This is a genomic window from Roseovarius sp. MBR-154, from assembly GCF_053628595.1.
Map to the genome: position 1 here is coordinate 74251 of NZ_JBRJGR010000016.1, position 19067 is coordinate 93317.

21 protein-coding genes are annotated in these 19067 nt (G+C 65.0%); 12 read left to right on the forward strand and 9 right to left on the reverse strand.

The window, feature by feature from the left end:
- The first annotated feature begins 8 nt into the window (after positions 1–8).
- Genes ACSSV4_RS16950 through ACSSV4_RS16960 form a run of 3 tightly spaced genes read left to right on the forward strand, consistent with a single transcriptional unit; the run spans position 9 to position 1433 of the window.
- Positions 9–749: a heme ABC transporter permease gene (locus tag ACSSV4_RS16950; RefSeq protein ID WP_454276296.1), complete on the forward strand. Its 741-nt coding sequence runs from the start codon at positions 9–11 to the stop codon at positions 747–749.
- Positions 746–904, forward strand: coding sequence for a heme exporter protein CcmD (ccmD, locus tag ACSSV4_RS16955; RefSeq protein ID WP_454276275.1), 159 nt, complete (start codon positions 746–748; stop codon positions 902–904). The genes ACSSV4_RS16950 and ccmD overlap by 4 nt, the downstream gene beginning before the upstream one ends.
- Positions 897–1433, forward strand: a complete 537-nt coding sequence (locus ACSSV4_RS16960) for a DsbE family thiol:disulfide interchange protein (protein ID WP_454276276.1) — start codon at positions 897–899, stop codon at positions 1431–1433. Before ccmD ends, ACSSV4_RS16960 begins: the two co-directional genes overlap by 8 nt.
- 51 nt (positions 1434–1484) lie before the next feature.
- Here the strand turns inward: ACSSV4_RS16960 and ACSSV4_RS16965 are convergent, their stop codons facing one another.
- From ACSSV4_RS16965 to ACSSV4_RS17000, 8 genes are all read right to left on the reverse strand, one after another.
- The gene (locus ACSSV4_RS16965; protein ID WP_454276277.1) at positions 1485–2039 is read right to left on the reverse strand and encodes a L,D-transpeptidase; all 555 of its coding nucleotides are present in this window, start codon (positions 2037–2039) and stop codon (positions 1485–1487) included.
- Positions 2040–2165: 126 nt separating this feature from the next.
- Positions 2166–2501, reverse strand: a complete 336-nt coding sequence (locus ACSSV4_RS16970; RefSeq protein ID WP_454276278.1) for a hypothetical protein — start codon at positions 2499–2501, stop codon at positions 2166–2168.
- 56 nt (positions 2502–2557) lie between these two features.
- Positions 2558–2842 (reverse strand): hypothetical protein, encoded by a 285-nt coding sequence (locus tag ACSSV4_RS16975; RefSeq protein WP_454276279.1) that lies wholly within the window; start codon positions 2840–2842, stop codon positions 2558–2560.
- Between the two features lie 121 nt (positions 2843–2963).
- Positions 2964–4682, reverse strand: a complete 1719-nt coding sequence (locus ACSSV4_RS16980; RefSeq protein ID WP_454276280.1) for an alanine/glycine:cation symporter family protein — start codon at positions 4680–4682, stop codon at positions 2964–2966.
- 28 nt (positions 4683–4710) lie between these two features.
- On the reverse strand, positions 4711–5145 hold the full coding sequence (locus ACSSV4_RS16985; protein WP_454276281.1) for a universal stress protein: 435 nt from the start codon (positions 5143–5145) through the stop codon (positions 4711–4713).
- 220 nt (positions 5146–5365) lie between these two features.
- A complete protein-coding gene (locus tag ACSSV4_RS16990; protein WP_454276282.1) occupies positions 5366–6736 on the reverse strand; it encodes a glutamate--cysteine ligase in 1371 nt (456 codons plus the stop codon).
- A gap of 68 nt (positions 6737–6804) precedes the next feature.
- The gene (locus ACSSV4_RS16995; RefSeq protein WP_454276283.1) at positions 6805–7332 is read right to left on the reverse strand and encodes a hypothetical protein; all 528 of its coding nucleotides are present in this window, start codon (positions 7330–7332) and stop codon (positions 6805–6807) included.
- Positions 7329–8054 (reverse strand): 16S rRNA (uracil(1498)-N(3))-methyltransferase, encoded by a 726-nt coding sequence (locus ACSSV4_RS17000; protein WP_454276284.1) that lies wholly within the window; start codon positions 8052–8054, stop codon positions 7329–7331. Before ACSSV4_RS17000 ends, ACSSV4_RS16995 begins: the two co-directional genes overlap by 4 nt.
- Positions 8055–8065: 11 nt before the next feature.
- Here ACSSV4_RS17000 and ubiA point away from each other — a divergent pair, with 11 nt between their 5' ends.
- Genes ubiA through ACSSV4_RS17015 form a run of 3 tightly spaced genes read left to right on the forward strand, consistent with a single transcriptional unit; the run spans position 8066 to position 11324 of the window.
- Positions 8066–9028 carry a 4-hydroxybenzoate octaprenyltransferase gene (gene ubiA / locus ACSSV4_RS17005; RefSeq protein ID WP_454276285.1) on the forward strand — a complete coding sequence of 321 codons (963 nt, stop codon included), beginning with the start codon at positions 8066–8068 and terminating at the stop codon, positions 9026–9028.
- 60 nt (positions 9029–9088) lie between these two features.
- A complete protein-coding gene (locus ACSSV4_RS17010) occupies positions 9089–11005 on the forward strand; it encodes an OmpA family protein (protein WP_454276286.1) in 1917 nt (638 codons plus the stop codon).
- A complete protein-coding gene (locus tag ACSSV4_RS17015) occupies positions 10992–11324 on the forward strand; it encodes a hypothetical protein (RefSeq protein WP_454276287.1) in 333 nt (110 codons plus the stop codon). The genes ACSSV4_RS17010 and ACSSV4_RS17015 overlap by 14 nt, the downstream gene beginning before the upstream one ends.
- Positions 11325–11329: 5 nt before the next feature.
- Here the strand turns inward: ACSSV4_RS17015 and ACSSV4_RS17020 are convergent, their stop codons facing one another.
- Positions 11330–12088: a WecB/TagA/CpsF family glycosyltransferase gene (locus ACSSV4_RS17020; protein WP_454276288.1), complete on the reverse strand. Its 759-nt coding sequence runs from the start codon at positions 12086–12088 to the stop codon at positions 11330–11332.
- A gap of 189 nt (positions 12089–12277) precedes the next feature.
- On the opposite strand from ACSSV4_RS17020, the gene ACSSV4_RS17025 reads away from it, so the two are divergent.
- The 6 genes from ACSSV4_RS17025 to ACSSV4_RS17050 form a co-directional block, all read left to right on the forward strand.
- Positions 12278–13441, forward strand: coding sequence for a Gfo/Idh/MocA family protein (locus tag ACSSV4_RS17025; protein WP_454276289.1), 1164 nt, complete (start codon positions 12278–12280; stop codon positions 13439–13441).
- The gene (locus ACSSV4_RS17030; RefSeq protein ID WP_454276290.1) at positions 13432–14328 is read left to right on the forward strand and encodes an NAD-dependent epimerase/dehydratase family protein; all 897 of its coding nucleotides are present in this window, start codon (positions 13432–13434) and stop codon (positions 14326–14328) included. The genes ACSSV4_RS17025 and ACSSV4_RS17030 overlap by 10 nt, the downstream gene beginning before the upstream one ends.
- Positions 14325–15566, forward strand: a complete 1242-nt coding sequence (locus tag ACSSV4_RS17035) for a glycosyltransferase family 4 protein (protein ID WP_454276291.1) — start codon at positions 14325–14327, stop codon at positions 15564–15566. The genes ACSSV4_RS17030 and ACSSV4_RS17035 overlap by 4 nt, the downstream gene beginning before the upstream one ends.
- Positions 15563–16519: a glycosyltransferase gene (locus tag ACSSV4_RS17040; RefSeq protein ID WP_454276292.1), complete on the forward strand. Its 957-nt coding sequence runs from the start codon at positions 15563–15565 to the stop codon at positions 16517–16519. Before ACSSV4_RS17035 ends, ACSSV4_RS17040 begins: the two co-directional genes overlap by 4 nt.
- A 9-nt stretch (positions 16520–16528) precedes the next feature.
- Positions 16529–18637: an NAD-dependent epimerase/dehydratase family protein gene (locus tag ACSSV4_RS17045; RefSeq protein ID WP_454276293.1), complete on the forward strand. Its 2109-nt coding sequence runs from the start codon at positions 16529–16531 to the stop codon at positions 18635–18637.
- 167 nt (positions 18638–18804) lie between these two features.
- The coding region (locus ACSSV4_RS17050; RefSeq protein WP_454276294.1) for a hypothetical protein at positions 18805–19067 on the forward strand (263 nt) is incomplete at its 3' end.

The following is a 19067-nucleotide window of genomic DNA, read 5'->3' on the forward strand; positions in this document are numbered from 1 at the left end:
GAAACGGGATGAGCCTGAATGCGCTCTGGGGATATGCCAATCCCAAGAAATTCATCCAGACCACCGACCGGGTGCTGCCGTGGTTCGCGTGGTCTGCGGCGCTGACGCTGGTGGTGGGGCTGGTCTGGGGGTTTTTCTTCACGCCGGATGACTACCGGCAGGGTTCTACCGTCAAGATCATCTACCTGCACGTGCCTGCGGCGCTGATGGCGATCAATGCCTGGCTGATGATGCTGGTCACCTCGCTTGTCTGGATCGTGCGCCGCCATCACGTCAGCGCACTTGCCGCCCGCGCCGCCGCCCCCGTGGGCATGATCATGACGGTGATCGCCCTTCTGACGGGGGCGATCTGGGGTCAGCCGATGTGGGGCACCTGGTGGGCCTGGGATCCGCGCCTCACAAGCTTTTTAATCCTGTTCCTGTTCTATCTCGGCTATATCGCCCTGTGGGAGGCGATCGAGAATGACGACACCGCCGCCGATCTTACCTCGATCCTGTGTCTGGTGGGGTCTGTCTTTGCGCTGCTGAGCCGCTACGCGGTGAATTTCTGGAATCAGGGGTTGCATCAGGGCGCCTCGCTCAGCCTCGACAAGGAAGAGAACGTGGCCGATGTGTTCTGGTATCCGCTCCTAGTCGCGATAGCGGGGTTTGTGCTGCTGTTCATCGCGCTGGTGCTGATGCGCACCCGCACCGAAATCCGCGCCCGCCGGATGCGCGCGCTGCTGGCCCGGGAGAGGATGGGGGCATGATGCCTGATCTGGGAAAATACGCCGATGCTGTGCTGTCGTCCTATGCCGTCTCACTGGCGCTGCTGGCGCTCATCGTCTGGCTCAGCCTGCGGCGGTCGAAGCGCATCAAGAGTGACCTCAAAGAGGTTGAACGCAAGGTGAAATCCAATGGCTAAACTGTCACCTCTGATGATCGCACCGCTGGTGATATTCGCGGGTTTCGCGGGGCTGGCCCTCGTCGGGCTGGGGCGCGACAATCCCAATGAACTGCCCTCTGCCTTGCAGGGTAAGGCGGCACCGGCGGTGGCGGTCACTCCCTTGGGCGACGGCGCGCCCTTCACCGATGCCGATCTGCGCGCGGGCGAGGTGACGCTGGTCAACTACTGGGCCAGCTGGTGTGCGCCCTGCCGGGTCGAGCATCCCAACCTCGAGGAACTCGCCGAAAGTGGCCACACGATCTACGGGGTGAACTACAAGGACAAGCCCGGCAACGCGCTCGGCTTTCTGGAAGAGCTGGGCAATCCGTATACCGCGATGGGCGCCGATGCACAGGGCCGGATGGCGCTCGATTGGGGCGTCTACGGTGTGCCCGAGACCTATGTGATCGACGGCGACGGGCAGATCGTGCTGCGCTTTGCCGGGCCGATCACCGACCGGGTGATGGAGAACACGATTTTGCCCGCAATCGAGAAGGCGCGCCAATAGCGGCGGAATGGCGGGTGCCGATGCCCCGCCATCACGCTTGTCCTGGCAGGATCAGAGCAACAGCACCTGCGTTCCCACCTGCGCCATGCCGAACAGCTCTTCGATATGCCGATTGTACAAGCCGATGCAGCCCGAGGAGGACTGCCGCCCGATCTTGCGGGTGTCATGGGTGCCATGCACCAGATAGGCGGGCCAGCCGAGATAGAGCGCGTGGGTGCCGAGCGGGTTGTCGGGGCCGGGCGGCATGTAGGCGGGCAGCGAGGGGTCACGCTCGCGCATGGATTGGGTCGGGGTCCAGTCGGGGCCGACGCGCTTGCGCACGATCTTTGTATAGCCGCGCCGGGTCAGTTCCTCGGTCATCGGCACAGAGGAGGGGTAGAGCGCATAGGTCTCGCCATCCGGACCCCAGTAATGCACCGCGCGGCTGTCGATATCGGCGAGCAGGCAGCCTTCGCCGAGGTTGTCGAAGTGATCGCGCCAATCGCGTTTGACGAAAGCCGAGGCGTTGCGGCGATTGACCGATGTTTCGGCGCGCAGCAGGCTCGGTGTGGCGAGCGTGGCAAGGCCGGTGGCGAGGGCGTGGCGGCGGGTGAATGTGATGGGCATATTTGCTCGATCCTCCTGTTGGGGCGTCCTGTGCGCGACATAGGTAGACCACGGGTCGATGTGTAGGGCGGGGCTGGGGGCGGGCCGGTTCCTCACAGGATCGTGACCGGGATTTCGGGGTGCCGCTCAGTCGAAGAACGGGGTCATCTGAGCGACGATCACGGCGTTTTCTTCCAGCGCGCGCTGCATCAGGGTGCGCTCCTCTGCCGATATCTCGGCGCCTTCTGCCTCGCGCTCGGCCGACGTGCCGTAGCCGGTGACGTCGAGCGGCGCGGTATCGGCCTGTTTGAGAATGGCGACGGTCTCGCGCACCGCTTCGGCCTCGTCAACGCCGGAGGCGAAGACAAGGAGCGCGGCACCTGTGGCCTTGTCGGGCAGGCCGTCTCCGGTCTTGCGGCCGATTTCCACCAGCAGCGTGTAAACCTGTTGGCGCGCGGCGCGCGGCTCTTGCGTGTCTGTCATGGCGCAGCCCTGTGCCAGGCTGCGCGCAATGTCAAGTCATGCTCGCCCGACCCGGTTCAGCCGAAGCGGTTCCATGCGGACTTCATCGCGTTCGACATGTTGTCCCAGGCCTGATCGGCCCCGGTCTTGAAGTCTTTCCACGCCTCCTGGCTGGCTTTGTGGATCTTGTCGTAATGCCGCTCCATCTCGTCACGGCGTTCGCGCAGGTCCGAGATCTGGTCGTTGTACTTGGCCTGCATGTCGGCGGACGCCTCGCGCGATTGCGCCTGAAGCTTGTCGATCTCGGCTTTCCACTGATCGAGCTGGGCCTGCATTTTCTTTTCGTAGGTCTCTTTGTCCATGGCGTATTCTCCTTTGGATCTCACCTTCTGAAGACCACTTATACCTATGGACGCGTTGGGAAGATAAAAAGGGCCACCGCCTGCGCGATGGCCCTTCGGCTCTTGTCGGGGATGTGGGACCCTAGATGAACTTCTTGATTTCACCTGATTTCAGGCGGCTCATATAGCTGTTGAGCTCGCGCTTGACGATCGGCATCAGGAAGTAGAGGCCGATGATGTTGACCACCGCCATGGCAAAGATCGCCGCATCCGAGAAGTCGATCACCGGGCCGAGATTGGCGGCGGCGCCGATCACCACGAAGATGCAGAAGATGATCTTGAACACCAGTTCCTTGGTCTCGCCCTCGCCGAAGAGGTACGTCCAGGCCTTGAGGCCGTAATAGGACCAGCTAATCATCGTCGAGAAGGCGAAGAGCACGACGGCGACGGCCAGAACATAGGGGAACCAGCTGATCGCGCTGCCGAAGGCCGCCGAGGTGAGGCCCACGCCTGAGGTGTCCCCAACTGTCTTGATACGCCCAACCGCCGAGATCATTTCATTTATTGGGGTGACAGAAAAGTTTCGTGCAGCATCTTCTGGGATTTCTGAAAGGGCCGACTTTACCGCATCTATTGACGTTGCGTTTTGAATAGCTTCCGCTGCGACTGCTGGTAAATTGGCTTGGGCCGCAATTTCCTTTACGTCGTTTAGGCCATAAAGCACGTAATCCAAATTCTCGCCAACAATCAGTTGTTGTGAGATAACAATTACCAGCGCCGTCATCGTGCAGACTACGACCGTGTCGATGAACGGCTCGAGCAGCGACACGAAGCCTTCGGTGATCGGCTCCTTGGTGCGCACCGCCGAGTGGGCAATCGCTGCAGAACCGACACCGGCTTCGTTGGAAAACGCCGCCCGCTTGAAACCCTGGATCAGCGCACCGACCATGCCGCCCGCGACGCCAAGCCCGGTAAAGGCCCCTTCGAAGATCTGGCCAAAGGCCCAGCCGATCTGATCGGCGTTCATCGCGATGATGATCAGCGCCGTGCCGACATAGAGGATACCCATGAAGGGCACGACCTTCTCGGTCACCTTGGCGATGGATTTGAGACCGCCGACGATCACCGCAAAGACCACACCGGCAAAGATCACACCGGTGATCCAGCCCGGATAGGCCCCGACGATGCCGGAAATCTGCTGATGCGCTTGGTTGGCCTGGAACATGTTGCCGCCACCGAGCGCGCCGAGGATGCAGAAGATCGAAAACAGCACGGCGAGGATCTTGCCGCCGGGCAGACCGCGTTCGGCAAACCCTTTGGTCAGGTAATACATCGGGCCGCCCGAGACGCGCCCGTCGGGATATTCATTCCGGTATTTCACGCCCAAGGTGCATTCGGTGAATTTCGACGCCATGCCCATCAGACCCGCGAGGATCATCCAGAACGTGGCCCCCGGCCCGCCGATGCTGACCGCCACCGCGACACCGGCGATATTGCCGAGGCCGACGGTGCCCGACAGCGCCGTGGCAAGCGCCTGAAAGTGGCTGACCTCACCGGCGTCGTTGGGATCGGAATAATCGCCCTTTACCAGCGCAATGGCATGACCCACGGCGCGGAACTGGATAAAGCCGAAGTATAGAGTAAAAACCGTGGCACCGACCACCAGCCAGGCCACGATCCAAGGAAACGTGGTGCCCGGAAAGTTGGAGAAGATCAGGTTGACGAACCAGCCTGTGGAACTGGCAAAGATCTGATTGACCTTGTCGTCAAGCGAGGCCGCCTGCTCTTGTGCGAAGGCAGGCGCGCTCATCAGCGCGAGCCCCGCCGCGGCGAGGGCCGCGGAAAATGCGTTGCGATTCATATGTTTCATCCCTGTTCTTATGATTGCATCACGGCACGATGGTGCAGGGCACCGGTGCGGTCTGCACGAGCGCGCCCGCGACCGACCCGAAAACCCGCGCACCAAGTGCCGATTGCCCGTCACGTCCGATGATGATCTGCACGGCGTTGTGTTCCTTGGCGACGCGGCCGAGGATTTCGGCGGTGTTGCCGTAGCGGATCACGACTTCGTTGGGGAGGCCGGCATCGTCGAGTTCCGCCTTGACCGTGGTCATGATCGCCTTTTCCGCGCGGGTCATCTCCTCCTTGCGGCGGGCGTGGCGCTCTTCCAGTTCCTGTGGCGTGAGAAAGGAATAGGGCGACCATTCCAGCACGTGGGTCAGCACGATGGTGCCGCCTTGCGCGCGGGCGCGGTCCACCGCGAACTCCAATGCGCGTCGCGCGGACACGCTGCCGTCGTAGCCGACGACGAATTTTCCAGACATGATAGTGTTCCCTCGTTGGTTGGCGTTCCGGGTGTGGTTCAATCGACCCGGTGCGTCACTCTACCAGAGGTTAGGATTTCAGTTTTCCCGATATTTGCGTTTTCGCACGCCATTTGCGCCAAATTTCGACGTTTGGTGGCCCGAGATGCAAAAATATCCCGGATACGCAAGAGCGCGTGGACGTGCGGCGCTGTGACGCGGGCGGCCGTGCTGCGCCGGATCAGTAGCTGAATTCGGCGTAGATGCGGCTCAGGTCGCCCTGCCAGTCGCCGTGGTAATGTTCCAGCAACTCGTCGGCGGGGGCCTTGCCCGTCTCGACGCTTTCGCGCAGCGTGTTAAGGAAATGCGTCTCGTCGGGGATCAGGCCACCGCCGCCTGCGCATCCGCGCGCCTTGAGGCCGGATTCGGAGATGTCGAGCACCTCGCGCGCCAGAGCGTGCATGTCGATGCCGTTCACCTTTGCCTGAAGCCCGTCAACGCTGGCAGCAATGCGCAGCCCCTCGCGGGTCTCGGCGTCCCAGCCCTTGGCAAGATCCCATGCGGCGTCGAGTGCGGATTGGTCATACATCAGCCCCACCCAGAACGCGGGCAGCGCGCAGAGCCTGCGCCATGGCCCGCCATCGGCACCGCGCATCTCCATGAATTTCTTGATCCGCGCCTCGGGGAAGATGGTGGTGAGGTGGTCGGCCCAATCGCTGAGCGTGGGTTTCTCGCCGGGCAGGGCGGGCAGTTCGCCCTTCAGGAAATCGCGGAAGCTCTGGCCCAAAGCGTCGATATACTGCCCGTCGCGATAGACGAAATACATCGGCACATCGAGCGCGTAATCGGCATATTGCTCGAAGCCGAACCCCTCCTCGAACACGAACGGCAGCATGCCGGTGCGGTCGGGGTCGAGATCGCGCCAGACCCGCGCGCGCCATGACTTGTGGCCGTTGGGCTTGCCCTCCAGGAACGGCGAATTGGCGAAGAGCGCCGTGGCAACCGGTTGTAGGGCAAGCGCCACGCGGAATTTCTGCACCATATCCGCCTCGGAAGCGAAATCGAGATTGACCTGCACGGTGCAGGTGCGGCGCATCATGGTCTGGCCCATGGTGCCGACCTTCTGCATGTAGCTGTCCATCAGCTTGTAGCGGCCCTTGGGCATGATCGGCATCTGCTCATGCGTCCAGACGGGCGCGGCACCCAGCCCGATGAAGCCGACGCCCACCTTGTCGGCCACGTCCTTGACCTCGGCGAGATGCACGTTCACCTCGTCGCAGGTCTGGTGGATATTCTCCAGCGGCGCACCGCTGAGTTCGAGCTGTCCGCCCGGTTCGAGCGAGACATTGGCCCCGTCCTTTTCCAGCCCGATGAGCTTGCCGCCCTCTTCGACAGGGGCCCAGCCGTGGCCGTCGCGCAGCCCTTCGAGCACGGCGCTTACGCTGCGCTGTCCCTCGTAGGGAATCGGCAGCAGGGTGTCCTTGCAGTAGCCGAATTTCTCGTGCTCGGTGCCGATGCGCCAATCTGACTTGGGTTTGCAGCCGCTTGCGAGGTATTCGGCAAGCTGTTCGTGGTGTTCAATCGGCCCGCCGCCGGATTGAGGGATGGACATGGTCGGGCCTCCTGAAGCGCTGCGCATCTATTGTCGCGGGTCACAGTTGGCGGCAATCGCGGGCGGTGTCAATGCAGCCGGAAGGATGAAGTGACGGGTGCGCGCCGCTGCCAGATCACCGTCGGGTGTTCGGGCAGGCGGCGCATCTGGGTCAGCATATGTTCGGTGCGCAGGCCCGGCAGGGTGGCGAAGGCGTCAAAGAGCGCCTCGGCTCCTTCGGCATTCACGGGGATGTGCAGGTCGGGGGCCTGTGGCTGGCTGAGAACCCAATGGGCGGGCCGGCCCGAGGGGTCGAGGGTGAGCCGGTCGAGATCGCGGATCGCCACGACGCCGCCCGTGAGTGGGCCGAAATAGGCGACTTGTCCTTCGTCCACACGCACCACGCCGGGGCCGCCTGCCTTGCCGCGAAAGCGCCCGCGCTGAACGCCCATCATCAGCATCGCGCCTGCGCCGATCAGCAGGACATAGCCCAGCCAGTGCAGCAGCCCCCCGGTGCCGAGGGTCCACCACAGGCCAAGTGCGGCCAGCCCCGCGCCGGTCAGCACCTCGCGCCAGCGCCAGAGGGCGGCGCGCGCCTGTGGCCGGATGAAACTCATGCCCAGTCCCCAAGCGCCTGTTGCCAGAGCGTGAGGGCCGCGACGGCGGCGGTATCGGCGCGCAGGATGCGGGGGCCGAGGCTTATCGGATGCGCGAAGGGCAGGGCCGAGAGCCGCCCGCGTTCGCTCTCGGAAAAGCCGCCCTCGGGGCCGATCAGGATCGCCCATGCGCCGCCGCCCGCCGCGCGAAGCGTGGCCCCCGCCCCGGCAAGCGCCTCATCGCAGAACATCAATTGGCGGTCTTCGGGCCAGTTGGCGAGCAGCGTGTCGAGTTTTTGCAACTCGGTCACTGCGGGCACGAATGTGCCGCCGCACTGTTCCGCCGCCTCGACGGCATGGGCCTGAAGCCGGTCCTGCCGGATGCGTTCGGAATTGGTGAAATCGGTCTGCACGGGGATGATCCGCGCCGCCCCCATCTCGACCGCCTTCTCGACGATGAAATCGGTGCGCGCCTTCTTGATCGGGGCAAACAGCAGCCAGAGGTCGGGCGGGTTGCGTTGCGGGGCGGTCTGCTCCTTCACGTCAAGCGTGCCGCCGCGCTTGCCCGCCTCGGCCACCTCGGCGCGGTATTCGCCGTCGCGCCCGTTGAAGACGAGCACCGCGTCGCCCACCCCCTGACGCATCACGCCAAAGAGGTAATGCGCCTGATCGCGGGACAGAGGAATGGTTTGCCCTTGCCCCAGGGGGTGCTCTACATACAGCCTGATCTTTGCCGTTTTCATGGGGCCAACATATGACCGGAGAGAACCAGACGCCAGAGGCCGAAGGCAGGGTCGCCGACGCCTATCGCGGCAATTGGGTGGACCGGCTGGCCCCGCCCGCGACGCGGCCCTATCTGCGGCTGAGCCGGGCCGACAGGCCCATCGGCACATGGCTGTTGCTGTTGCCGTGCTGGTGGGGGCTGACACTGGCGATGCTGTCGGATGGGCAGGCGGGCTGGCATGATCTGTGGATATTCACCGGCTGCGCCGTCGGCGCATTCCTGATGCGCGGGGCGGGTTGCACCTGGAACGACATCACGGACCGGCATATCGACGGCTCGGTCGCGCGCACGGCGTCGCGGCCCATCCCGTCGGGGCAGGTGACGATCCGGGGGGCGATGATCTGGATGGGAGCGCAGGCTCTGGTGGCCTTCGGGATTCTCCTGACCTTCAACTGGGCGGCCATCGCGCTCGGGGTGCTGTCGCTGGTGCCGGTCGCGATCTATCCCTTTGCCAAGCGCTTCACTTGGTGGCCGCAGATTTTCCTTGGCCTCGCCTTCAACTGGGGGGCCTTGCTGGCCTGGACGGCGCACAGCGGACGGCTGGAGGCCCCGGCCCTGGTGCTGTATCTTGCGGGCATCGCCTGGACGCTCTTTTATGACACGATATATGCGCATCAGGATGCCGAGGACGATGCGCTTATCGGGGTGAAATCCACTGCAAGACTCTTTGGTGAGAATTCCCCGCGCTGGCTGCGCTGGTTTCTCGTGGCGACAGTCTCGCTGATGGCGGTGGCGGTGATTCTGGCGGTGCCCGAGGGCCTTTCCGCGCTGCTGGTGGCGCTCTGCGGGCCATGGGCGATGGGCTGGCACATGCAAGGACAGATGCGCAGGCTGGACCTGGAGGACAATGGCCGACTCCTCATGCTGTTCCGCTCGAATCGCGATGCCGGGCTGCTGCCTGTGCCGTTTTTCGCCGTCGCGCTGCTGCTGTGATTGATCTTGCCCCTGTGCGGGCCTAAACACGCGGGACACGCAACAAACGGCAACGGTCTCATGCGGTTCTCCACGGTCTTCACCATCGGCGCGACATTCATGGGGGCGGTCGCGATCAGCACGATTGCGGCTGGCTTTGCGGTCAGCGCGATCGAGGACGGATCGAGGCACGGTGTGCGCGTGGCACTCGATCAGCGCGGGCTGGTCTGGACAGAGGTCGATACTGACGGGTTGCAGGTGTTTCTCGCAGGTACGGCACCCTCGGAGGCGCAGCGTTTCGAGGCGCTGTCGGTGGCGGGGTCGGTGGTCGACGCCGCACGGGTGATCGACCAGATGCTGGTGGAGGAGGCGGGCGAGATCGCGCCGCCGCGCTTTGCCATCGAGATCCTGCGCAACGAGAGCGGGATTTCCCTGATCGGCCTGGTGCCCGCAACGCTGGACCATCATCAACTCATGGCCGATATCGCCGAGGCGACGGGCGGCGCGCCGGTGGCCGATTTGCTGGACACCGCCGATCATCCCGCGCCGGAAACATGGGAGGACGCGCTGCGCTATGCGGTGCGCTCGCTGGGGGAGTTGCCGCGCACCAAGATTTCGGTCAGTGCCGAGCGGGTGGAGATCACCGCCATGGCCGAGAGCCTGGCCGAGCAACGCCGGGTCGAGACCGCGCTGGCGCGGCGGGTGCCCGAGGATGTGCGCCTCGCGCTCGATATCTCCGCGCCGCGCCCGGTGATCACGCCCTTCACCCTGCGTTTCGTCGTCGATGCCGGGGGGGCGCGGTTCGACGCCTGTTCTGCCGACACCTCGGAGGCGCGCGACCGCATCCTGCGGGCGGCGGGCCAGGCCGGATTGCAGGGCAAGGCCGAGTGCACCGTCGGCATGGGCGTGCCCTCGCCGCGATGGGCGCGGGCGGCGGAACTGGCGATTGCGGCGGTGGAAGAACTGGGCGGCGGCAGCGTGACTTTCTCGGATGCCGATATCGCCCTCTGGGCGCCAGAGGGTACTGACGAGAGCCTGTTTGACGATGTGGTCGGGCGGCTCGAGGCCGATCTGCCCGAGGTGTTCGCCCTCAAGGCGATCTTGCCCGAACCGCCCGAGACCGACGCGCCGGTGGCGCCTGAATTCATCGCGACGTTGTCGCCCGAGGGGCAGGTTCTGCTGCGCGGGCGCGTTGGCAGCGCGCAGTTGCGCGAGACGGTCACAAGCTTTGCCAAGGCGCGCTTTGCCTCGGACGCGGTGCATGTCACGGCCCGTGTGGCCGAGAACCTGCCGCGCGACTGGTCGATGCGGGTGCTCCTGGGGCTCGAGGCGCTCTCGTACCTGTCCAATGGTGCCGTGACTGTCACCCCGGACAGCCTCGACGTGCTCGGCAATACCGGGCGCAAGAGCGCGGGCACCGAATTGTCGCAACTGTTGTCCGACAAGCTGGGCGAGGCGGGGCGGTTTACGCTCGACGTGTCCTACAAGGCGGCGCTCGATCCGGTTGCGCAACTGCCCACGCCCGAGCAGTGTGAGGCGCGGATCGCCGAGGTGCAGAATGACCGCAAGATCGGGTTCGAGCCCGGATCGGCGCGGATCGATTCGCAAGGATCTGCGATCATGGACGAGATCGCCGAGATCCTGAAGGAATGTGGTGAGCTTAAAATGGAGATCGGCGGCCACACTGACAGCCAGGGTCGCGAGGAAATGAACCGGCAGTTGAGCCTTGAGCGCGCGCGCGCGGTGCTCAACGAATTGCGGCTGCGGCGGGTGCTGACCTCGACCATCGAGGCCAAGGGTTACGGCGAGAGCGAACCGATTGCCGACAACGACACCGAAGAGGGGCGCGAGATCAATCGCCGCATCGAATTCAAGGTGATCCGCCCCGCGCCGGTGGTCGAGGAGCAAACAGCGCTTGAAAGCCTGGAGGATACGGGGGAAGAAGGGCAGGAGACAGACGCGCCCAATCAGGACCCGACCCCGGATGAACAGAACTGAGTTTATCATCGCCACCGCCATCGTGCTTTTCGTGGCGTTCTGCATGGGTTGGTTTGCCAATTGGCTGGTGCATCGCTTCATTCGGGTTGGGGCGTCGGATGTCGGCGAACTGGAGCGCATGGCGCAGGAGTTGCACGAGGCCGAGGAGACCCGCGATCAGGCGATCACCTATCTCCAGCAGCGCGAGGCGGAACTGACCAATCAACTCAGTCAGGCCGAGGCGGAGCTTTCGGCCACGATGGAGGGTTTGCGCGAGGCACGCTACGAGGCTGAACAGTTGCGCGCCCATCTCGACAAGATGAGCCGGGCGGCAAGCTGAGCCCGTCAGGGGCAGTGTGCCCGCTGCCGCCAGGCGCGCCAGGCCAGACCGGGCAGGATCAAAGCGCAGCGCGTGTAACGCAAGAGAAGTCGACGCGGATCGCTCAGCAGGCGCCAGAGCCATTCCATCGCGATGCGCCGCACCCAAAGTGGTGCGCGCCGCTGTCGACCGGCGATGAAATCGAGCCCGGCGCCGATGCTGGCAAAGCCGATATGCGGCAGGGACGCATGCGCGCGCGCGGCGAAGATTTCCTGTTTCGGCGCGCCAAGCGCGATGAAACACAGCCCCGCGCCAGAGGCCTCGAGCGCCTCGATCACCTCCGCGCCCTGATCTTCGAGCGGCGCGAATCCCATCGGCGGGGCGATGCGCGCGGCGATGTCCAGTCCCGGTATGCGGGCGCGCAAGCCCTCTGCGGCCCGAACGAGCGCCGCCTCGGTGCTTCCGACAAGAGCGAGCGAAGTGCTGGTCTCGGCGGCGACGTGCGCCAGCGGCTCGATCAGGTCGGAGCCGGGCATCACCTCCACCGGCTGCCCGGCCAGGCGCGACAGCCAGACCACCGGATTGCCATCGGCCACCACGAGGTCATGCCGGGCATAGGCGTCGAGAAACGCCGGGTCGCGCGGCAGTTTCACCAGATGATCGAGATTGAGCGTCGCGAGCGCGAAGCCGCGCCCGGCGCGCAGCCGACTGGACACCTCCGCGAGCAGCGCCGCGCGGGTGGGCGGCGCGATGCGCAGGATTCGGTCGTGAATGCGAAAGTCCAACTCTGGCGTCCTCGGGCTGCGATCTCGTGCCGGATATAGCATCCTGACGCGCAGAGTGCGGCGAATTCGCGGGGATTTCGCGGTTTTCGTCGGCATGGCTGTGACCTGTCGGCATCACCATGCGCCAAGGGCTTGTAATCCCCCGGGAATGGTCTGATTCTTGCCACGATGCATGGGTAGCGGGGACGCATGAAACAGGCGACCGGGGCAGAGCGGGCGGCCGATCAGGCCGGAGACGGGCGCGTGGCGCTCGTGGGCTGCGGATTCGTGGCCGATCTCTACCTGCGCTCTTTGGCGCTGTATCCCAAGGTGACGGTTGTCGCGGTGCATGATCGCGATTCGGCGCGACAGTCGGCCTTCGCTGCGCATTGGGGGGTGCGGACCGAGGACAGCCTCGCGGCCCTTCTGGCGCGGCTTGCCCCCAATGATGTGGTACTGAACCTCACCAACCCGCACGCGCATTACGAGATCAACCGCGCCTGTCTGGAGGCCGGGCATCACGTCTATTGCGAAAAGCCGCTGGCGATGGAGATGGCGCAGGCGAAGGTCTTGCATGATCTGGCGGCGGCCCGCGGTCTGATGCTGGTTTCGGCCCCCTGTTCGGTGTTGGGCGAAGCGGCGCAGGTGCTGCTGTCGGCGGTGCGGCGCGGCGTCGCGGGTGTGCCGCGCCTTGTCTACGCAGAGTTGGACGACGGGTTCATTCCGCAGGCGCCCTTTGCCAAGTGGCTGAGCGAGAGTGGCACGCCCTGGCCGCATGTGGATGAATTCGCCGTCGGTTGCACGCTGGAACATGCGGGCTATTACCTGAGCTGGCTGATTGCCATGTTTGGCCCGGTGGAGCGGGTGGTCGCCGCCTCGGCCGAGGTGCTCCCCGACAAGCCCGGCGCGTCAGGCACGCCGGATTTCTCGGTGGCGACGCTGTTTTTTGCACAGGGACCGGTGGCGCGGTTGACCTGTTCGATCACGGCCCCGCATGATCACCGCATTCGGGTGATCGGTGATGCGGGCGTCTTGCAGGTGAAAGAGGCGTGGAACAATGCCGCTGCCGTGCGGTTCCATAGGCGGTTCGTCCTTCGGCGGCGGCTTTTGGAGCACCCGTTGGGCCGTCGCTTGCGCCCCCGCGCGGCCTCGCATCCCAAGGTGGGCCGTTGGGGGGCGGCGTCGATGAACTTCGCGCTCGGCCCGGTTGAAATGCTGGTGGCGCTGACCGAGGGGCGGGCGTGCCGTCTGACCAACGCCATGGCGCTGCATCTGACGGAGGTGACACTGGCCATTCAGAACGCTGGCTGCGATGCAGGAGCGCAAGTCATGCAAAGCACATGCGAACCGATGGAGGCAGCATCATGGACCTGACACTGATGATCACCGGGGCGGGCGGCGTTCTGGGCCGCGCTGTCGTGGACGAGGCGCAAGCGCGCGGGCACGAGGTGCGCGCGCTGACCCGGGACGATCTCGACCTTGCCTCGGGGGCGTTTCCCGCGCTCGACGGCGTGGACTGCGTGATCCATCTGGCCGGGTCGCTCTCGGGCGACTGGTCCGTGCAGGCCCGCGATACGGTCGAGGCCACGCGCCGCCTGCTTGAGGCAATGCAGGCGCAGCCGCTGCCACCGCGGCTGGTTCTGGCAAGTTCCATCGCGGTCTACAGCGCCGATGCCAACGGCGTCGTGACAGAGGCCACCCCGCTGGAGGGCCGCCCCGCGCGGCGCGATGCCTATTCCCGCGCCAAGCTGGCGCAAGAGGGTCTGCTGCGCGAGAGCGGGCTGCGCCACACCATCCTGCGCCCCGGTGCGATCCTTGGCCATGGTCGGGTGACGACCGCGCATCTTGGCCCCTCAGCGGGCGGCACGCTGATCCTGATGGAGCGTGGCGGTGAAGTGCCGGTGGTCTCATTGGCGGATTGCGCCCGCGCCTTCGTGCTGGCCGCCGAGGTGCCGGGCGAGGGCCGGGCGCTCAACATCCTCGGGCCGGACCGGCCCACGCGGGCGCGCTATCTGGCGGCGCTGCGGCGCACCGGCTGGCCGCGCCATGTGCTGCCGCTCAACTGGCGGCTTCTGATGCCGCTGGCGTGGTGCCTCTCGCCCCTTGGTGCGCGTCTGCCGGGGCTGTTGCGCCCCGCCATCCTGCGCGCCCGGATGCGGCCCCTGCGCTATGACATCGCGGCGGCAGAGGCGGCGCTCGACTGGACACCGCAGGACGATTTCGACAGCGCCTTCGCGCGTGCGACGGAGAGCGGGGGATGAGCCTGCGGATCGCCTATCTGACGGGCGAATATCCGCGCGCGACCGATACGTTCATTCAACGCGAGGTGGCGGCGTTGCGGGCACTTCGCCTTTCGGTCGAGACCTGTTCTATGCGCCGTACCGGACCCGAACACCACACCGGCCCCGAGCAGCGTGAAGAGGCGGCAGGCACGTTTCATGTGCTGGAGGCGTCCCTCTCGCCGCGCTGCCTGATCGCCGCGCATCTGGCGGCGTGGCGCAGGCCGGGGGCCTGGCTGCGGGCGCTGCGGCTGGCGTGGCGGACAAGCCCCGGCGGGATCAAGCCGACGCTCTATCAGTTCATCTATCTGGCCGAGGCCGCCGTGCTGGCGCAGCATCTGCGGGCGCGGGGCCTGACGCATCTGCACAACCATATTGCCAAATCGAGTTGCACCGTGGCGATGCTGGCCTCGGAAATGTCGGGCATCCCCTACAGTTTCACCCTGCACGGGCCGGATATCTTCTATGAGCCGCATCACTGGCGGCTGGATGAAAAGGTCGCACGGGCGCGGTTCGTGGCCTGCATCAGCCATTTCGCGCGCTCGCAGGCGATGGCGTTTTCTAACCCTCAGCACTGGGCCAAGCTGCATATCGTGCATTGCGGGGTCGATCCCGCGCGCTATGACGGGCCTGCACCGGACGCCCCCGCGCATCTTCTCTTCGTCGGACGGCTGGCGGCGGTCAAGGGGGTGCCGGTGCTGCTGGAGGCCATGCAGGGGCTAATCTTGGATCACCCGGCTTTGCGTCTGACGCTGGTCGGCGACGGGCCGGAACGTGAGGTGCTGGAGGCGCGGGCCAAGGGCCTTGGCGATCATGTGGATTTTGTCGGCTACAAATCTCAGGACGAGGTGGCGGCACTGCTGGGAGAGGCAACGCTGCTGGTCTTGCCAAGCTTTGCCGAAGGGCTCCCCGTGGTTCTGATGGAGGCGCTGGCCGCCCGCGTCCCGGTGGTGACGACGCGCATCGCGGGCGTGGCGGAACTGGTCGAGGACGGGGTAAGCGGGTTGCTGGTGTCGCCGGGAGACGTCGTGGCGCTAGGCGCGGCCCTCGCGCGGGTGCTGGCAGACCCGGAGGCTCGCCGTCGTATGGGCGAGGCCGGGCGTGTGCGAGTGGTGGAGGAGTTTGCCTCGGAGAGCGAGGCGGCATGGCTCGCCACGCTCTTTGACGGCTATGCCACAGGCAACCCGCCTAAAACCCTCAGACCGGAGAGCGGCGCATGAACCTCGCCGTGGTGCTGATCGGGCGCAATGAGGGCGCGCGGCTCGTGGCATCGCTTGGGTCGTTGCGGGGGCAACGCATCGTCTATGTTGACAGCGGCTCTACCGATGGCAGCGTGTTGGCGGCGCGGGCGGCGGGCGCGGAGGTGGTAGAACTGGACCCGGCCACACCCTTTACCGCCGCGCGGGCGCGGCATGAAGGGTTTCAGGCGCTTGGGCAGACGCCGCCGGACATCGTGCATTTCATCGACGGCGATTGCACGGTGGTGCCGGGCTGGACCGAGGCAGGGCTTTCGGCCCTGCAGGACGATCCAACCCTTGGACTGGTCACCGGCTGGCGGTCTGAAGTTGCCCCCGGTGCCTCTGTCTACAATGCGCTCTGCGACCACGAATGGCACCGTCCGGCGGGTGAGATCACGGCCTGTGGTGGGGACATGATGGTGCGAAGCGCTGCCTATATCGAGGCCGGGGGCTTTGACGCGCAGGTGATCGCCGCCGAGGATGACGAGTTTTGCCAGCGTCTGCGCAAGGCGGGGTGGGGGCTGCGGCGTCTGCCCCTGCCGATGACCCGGCACGACGCCGCGATGACGCGCTTTGGCCAGTGGTGGCGACGCGCGGTCCGCTCGGGGCACGGATTTGCGCAGGTGGGTGACCTGCATCCGGGCTATTTCGCGCGCGAGCGGACGCGGGTCTGGGTTTACGGTCTGGCTTTGCCGGTGCTGGCGCTTGCGGGGCTGGTCTTCTGGGGTCCGCTGCTGGTGCTGGTCCTTGCGGCTTATGCCCTTTCGTACCTAAAAACGGTGCAGGGGCTGCGCGGCGAGGGCATGGCGACGGCCAGTGCGCTGCATCACGGGGTCTTTCTGACCCTGTCGAAATTTCCCAACCTGATCGGCATGCTGACCTATGAGCTGCGCAAGCGGCGGGGTGCGGCAATGCGGATCATCGAATATAAGTGAGCGATTTGCATGGTGGATAAACTGATCAACGTGGGTCTCATCGGGGCCGGCTATATCGCGGGCTGGCACACCGAGGCGTTGAAGCTGACACCGAGTGCGCGCCTGTCGGCGGTTTGCGATCTGTCGGCCTCTGCCGCCGAAGCGTTAGCGGCGGCGCATGGAGCGCAGGCCTTTTCCGCGCTCGACGATCTGATTGCCAGCGGTACGGTCAAGGCAGTGCATATCTTGACACCCCCAGATAGCCACGCGGAGCTGGCACGCAAATGTTTGGCGGCGGGGCTGCATGTGTTGGTGGAAAAGCCGGTGGCCCTCTCGGGGGACGAAACCGCCGGAATTGCCAATGTGGCGCGGGCGGCAGATCGCCACTTTGCCGCTGGTCACAATTTCCTTGGGCTGCCCAGCTATCAACGCCTCAAGCATCAGATTGCGCGCGGTGATTTGGGGCGCATTTCCAGTGCCGAGATCACATGGGCCTTGCCTCTCGCCCCCTTGCGCTCTGGTCCCTATGGCCTCTGGCTTTTGCGAGAGCCGCGCAATCTGTTGTTGGAACTTGGGCCGCATCTTTTTGCCTTTGCCCATGACCTCTTTGGTCCTGTCACCGTCACCGGGCTCTATCTGGGCAAGCCGGTGGTCCTACCCGGTGCGGGGACGCGGCCGCAAAGCTGGCGGATCTCGGCAGAGGCGGGCGGCGTCGATATAGCCTTTAACCTGCAATTGGTCGAAACAGTCGATGACCGCTCTATTACACTGCGCGGGTCCTCGGGGCTGGCACGGCTGGATTATGCCGCCGATGTGCTGACCGTTAGCCATGAGAACACCGCCGATCTGGTGCTCAACCCGTTCCTGCGCCAAATGGGCGGGGCATGGGGCCATCTGCACGAAGGCCTTGGCAATGCCGCGCGGCAAATCGGATCGCTGAACAGAAAATCACCCTATGCCTTAGGCTTTGTAGGCACATTCGAGGCGTTTTATTCTGCCATCCGCGAGGGCAAGCCCCTCGATGCGCGGTTTGACGGCGCGGCCGCAGAGGGGGTGATGCGTGCGATTGATGCGGCGATTGCGCTGATGCCCGATCAGGGCCGCGAGACTTGGGCACCGCCCAAGCCCCGGCGCAGGCCCAATCCCACCGCCCTTGTCATCGGAGGCACCGGGTTTCTGGGTCGTGACCTCACGCGCAGGCTCGTCGCGCGGGGACAGGATGTGCGGGTGCTGTCGCGTGGGGCGCATGGGCCCTTTGATGACCTGCCCGAGAGTGTCGAGACCTGCGCAGTCTCCTTGCGCGATGAGGCGGGGCTATGCCAAGCAATGCAGGGCATTGACGTTGTCTACAACCTTGCCCGTGCCTTAGGAACGACATGGGAGGATTGTCTGGAAAACGATGTTGCCGTTTCTGATCGCATCGCGCGGTCGGCACTGGCGGCTGGGGTCAAGCGCTTTGTCTATACCGGCACGATTGCGTCTTATGACATGTCCAACCCGCAAACGGTGATTACTGAATCGACGCCCTTCGCGCAGGATATGCGTGACCGCAACCTCTATGCGCGCTCCAAGGCGGAATGCGAGCGGCGGCTTTGGGAGATGGCGCGCGATCATGGCCTGCCGCTGACCATCGCGCGACCGGGAATCGTCGTTGGCTATGGCGGGCCGTTGCAGCACTGGGGTATCGGGCGATGGCATGGGGCGGGGGCGGTGCGGCTCTGGGGGTCGGGGGACAACCCGCTGCCCTTCGTGCTGATCGGGGATGTTTCCGAGGCATTGCTCCGCATGGGAGAAAGCGTGGCCGCGCAGGGGCACTCCTTTAACCTGGTCGGAGACGTGCCCCTGACGGCGCGCAATTACTTCAACGCGATCCACATGCGGTTGGGTGCAGGCATCCGCGTGAGTTCCGGCAATCTGACGACGATGTGGGCGGCGGATGCGGTCAAATCGGCGCTCAAGACCTATGCGCTGCGTCGCCCCGGTGTGATCCGGGCCTCCTTGCGCGATTGGCAGTCGCGGGCACATTACGCACAGTTCGACAATAGCAAATCCAAGGCTTTGTTGGGCTGGCAGCCGGTGTCGAACCGAGAGGAATTCTTGCAAGAGGCCGTGGACCGCGCCGGGCTGCTCGGCTTTTGAGACATGAATCGGCGGCATACAATCCTTAAGTTTTTGTCGCATTGTTGCCGGATTCTCCGGGCATACCTGTGCCAACAGGCAGGAGACCTCGCAATGGCAGGACAGGCCACCCCCGGCAAACCCACAGGCACGCGCCCCGGCGCGGGGCAGTGGTATGGGGTGCCGTCATGACCCTCAAACGCCATGAAGAGTACATGCGCCGCCGCGCCGCTCGCAGGGCCGAGATGGAAAACGAGGCAGACGAGGACGTATCTCAGTTTGTCGATACGCCCGAGCCTGAAGCGAGTGCGCAGGAGGAGACGGCGCTTGCCGCCCCCCCCGAATCGCTAGAACTTCCTGAGCCTGAGCCTGAGCCTGAGCCTGAGCCTGAGCCTGAGCCTGAGCCTGAGCCTGAGCCTGAGCCTGAGCCTGAGCCTGAGCCTGAGCCTGA

Excerpts from the sequence above, each read along its gene's own strand:
- ACSSV4_RS17030 (WP_454276290.1), top strand. The coding sequence starts at position 13,432 with ATGGACCTGACACTGATGATCACCGGGGCGGGCGGCGTTCTGGGCCGC.
- ACSSV4_RS16990 (WP_454276282.1), bottom strand. The coding sequence starts at position 6,736 with ATGTCCATCCCTCAATCCGGCGGCGGGCCGATTGAACACCACGAACAG.
- ACSSV4_RS16970 (WP_454276278.1), bottom strand. The coding sequence starts at position 2,501 with ATGACAGACACGCAAGAGCCGCGCGCCGCGCGCCAACAGGTTTACACG.
- ACSSV4_RS17010 (WP_454276286.1), top strand. The coding sequence starts at position 9,089 with ATGCGGTTCTCCACGGTCTTCACCATCGGCGCGACATTCATGGGGGCG.
- ACSSV4_RS16980 (WP_454276280.1), bottom strand. The coding sequence starts at position 4,682 with ATGAATCGCAACGCATTTTCCGCGGCCCTCGCCGCGGCGGGGCTCGCG.
- ubiA (WP_454276285.1), top strand. The coding sequence starts at position 8,066 with ATGACCGGAGAGAACCAGACGCCAGAGGCCGAAGGCAGGGTCGCCGAC.
- ACSSV4_RS16995 (WP_454276283.1), bottom strand. The coding sequence starts at position 7,332 with ATGAGTTTCATCCGGCCACAGGCGCGCGCCGCCCTCTGGCGCTGGCGC.
- ACSSV4_RS16985 (WP_454276281.1), bottom strand. The coding sequence starts at position 5,145 with ATGTCTGGAAAATTCGTCGTCGGCTACGACGGCAGCGTGTCCGCGCGA.
- ACSSV4_RS16975 (WP_454276279.1), bottom strand. The coding sequence starts at position 2,842 with ATGGACAAAGAGACCTACGAAAAGAAAATGCAGGCCCAGCTCGATCAG.
- ACSSV4_RS16960 (WP_454276276.1), top strand. The coding sequence starts at position 897 with ATGGCTAAACTGTCACCTCTGATGATCGCACCGCTGGTGATATTCGCG.
- ACSSV4_RS17035 (WP_454276291.1), top strand. The coding sequence starts at position 14,325 with ATGAGCCTGCGGATCGCCTATCTGACGGGCGAATATCCGCGCGCGACC.
- ACSSV4_RS17000 (WP_454276284.1), bottom strand. The coding sequence starts at position 8,054 with ATGAAAACGGCAAAGATCAGGCTGTATGTAGAGCACCCCCTGGGGCAA.
- ccmD (WP_454276275.1), top strand. The coding sequence starts at position 746 with ATGATGCCTGATCTGGGAAAATACGCCGATGCTGTGCTGTCGTCCTAT.
- ACSSV4_RS17015 (WP_454276287.1), top strand. The coding sequence starts at position 10,992 with ATGAACAGAACTGAGTTTATCATCGCCACCGCCATCGTGCTTTTCGTG.
- ACSSV4_RS16965 (WP_454276277.1), bottom strand. The coding sequence starts at position 2,039 with ATGCCCATCACATTCACCCGCCGCCACGCCCTCGCCACCGGCCTTGCC.
- ACSSV4_RS16950 (WP_454276296.1), top strand. The coding sequence starts at position 9 with ATGAGCCTGAATGCGCTCTGGGGATATGCCAATCCCAAGAAATTCATC.
- ACSSV4_RS17025 (WP_454276289.1), top strand. The coding sequence starts at position 12,278 with ATGAAACAGGCGACCGGGGCAGAGCGGGCGGCCGATCAGGCCGGAGAC.
- ACSSV4_RS17045 (WP_454276293.1), top strand. The coding sequence starts at position 16,529 with ATGGTGGATAAACTGATCAACGTGGGTCTCATCGGGGCCGGCTATATC.
- ACSSV4_RS17040 (WP_454276292.1), top strand. The coding sequence starts at position 15,563 with ATGAACCTCGCCGTGGTGCTGATCGGGCGCAATGAGGGCGCGCGGCTC.